Source organism: Xanthomonas hortorum, from assembly GCF_040279205.1.
Taxonomy (GTDB): Bacteria; Pseudomonadota; Gammaproteobacteria; order Xanthomonadales; family Xanthomonadaceae; genus Xanthomonas; species Xanthomonas hortorum_F.
In genome coordinates, this window is record NZ_JBEOLS010000120.1 from 1 (window position 1) to 1,688 (window position 1,688).

A 1,688-nucleotide genomic window follows, 5' to 3' on the forward strand; every position below is an offset into this window, starting at 1 on the left:
ACTGTTCCGTCGCTTGAAAGGCTACCGCCGGATTTTCTCGCGCTTCGACAAGCTGGATGTCATGTTCCTTGGATTCCTCAGCTTCGTCCTAGTCGTTGATGGGCTTCGGATGTGTTAACAGGCCCTAGATCGATGTCACATTTATTATGTTGGAGATATCCATATAGGCTAGACGATTTACCGCATTTGTTGACCGGAAGGGGTGGGACGGTCAACTAAATTCTGACCCGCAGCCAAGCATAGCGCTCATTGGTCAAGATCCCGCCTCAGTTTTAATCATGAAACAGCGCATCAACGCGGCTCTTCCGTTAAAAATAAGAAGATCCGTGCCAAACATTTGGCGTTACGGAATGGCTTTCTCCATCTGGGCTGGGAAAGTCTCGCCACAAGCTGTATTTGCGTTACCCAAACCTGATGAATTTTCCATAAGGTGAACAATATGAAGGCAGTGCTTGCACGATCCCATTCCTTGTCGTAACTCGATCACATACGCCAACCTGAATCTGGCACGGATCACAATTCGGGTTTGGCACCTGACGCGCAGCTTAGCCATAGCGTCTACCGTCAGTCCGACGACAGCAGGCTACCAACCACCAGGCCCCCGCAGCGGCGCGGTGTAAGCCTCCGGCCAGCTAGCCCCGAGGCTGCCGGGCAGATCCGACCGTACTGATAATAATGGATTGGAAACCCCACTACTGACCTCGTTAGCGGCTTTTCAAAAACCCGGGCATGTCGGCTCGGTGCGCAGGGAGTCGGGCCGACTTGTTTCTGACAACCCGGTCGTGCACGCGTTGTTATCTTTCGCGCAGGCTGACCAGCCATTCCCGTCACAGGCCGCGAGCATTGAGGGGGTCCGACTAGAGATGGCGTCGCGTCGAGACCCGGAGAAAGCGCTTGAGGAGTTCAAGGACGCATTCACGGTGGAAACGGCGCAACTGATGCCCACCGCCGACTCGTCAGAGCGGACAGCTGAGCAAATCGATGCTGACATTCATATCCCCTTATTGCTTAAGGCGATTGAGCGGGGCTCCGCAGCATTTGGCCCAAGCGCTTTGATCGAGATGGCAGACGGCAGCCAGATCAGCGCGAAAGCGTTCCTCGCCTCGTGTGCCCCAGATGTCATGTCCAATGACGATGTCCTGTCGGCGTTCATCAACCAGAAACTCAAAGGGGACGAGGACCTCCAGGTTCGTCTGGGTGCACAGGAATTGCTACATGTGGCGACCAAGAAAGAATTCCAGCTCGGCGGCTTGGCCGGTAGCATTGGCGTCAGCAGCATGCTCGGCTCCGCATGGGAACTCGGCGCTTCGGAACTGTTGAAAAAAGCCATCTTCGGCAAAAATTTCTCGCCCAGTCAGTATGCTCTGCAATTGGCCGGAATCGATTCAGTGCCGCCTTTGATAATCGAGACCATGGACACCATGTGTGTGCTCGCAATCATCAAGGGGATGAAGGGTGAGGACTGGTCCATGCGCGACCTGCTCCCCAAGGCGATGAAAGCCGGTGCCATCTCTTCAGTTGTGTCATTCCCCAATAACGTCTTGCAGTACGCAGGCTTTAAGGAAGATCTGAACAACCAGTCAGTATCTTCGAAGTTCAAGCAGCCTTGTCGAGATGAGGCGTGTAGTTGGCTTGAAGTGCGTAAGGCATGCGTTTTCTGGCGGCATCTCCTGCCGCCAGGCAGCATT

Annotated in this window: 2 pseudogenes; both read left to right on the forward strand. The window is 54.4% G+C overall.

The annotated features are described in order from the left end of the window. Positions 1-118: pseudogene (locus ABS769_RS22365) on the forward strand (IS5-like element ISCARN85 family transposase); the annotation flags it as partial. 562 nt (positions 119-680) lie between these two features. Further along, positions 681-1,688: pseudogene (locus ABS769_RS22370) on the forward strand (XopB/HopD1 family type III secretion system effector); the annotation flags it as partial.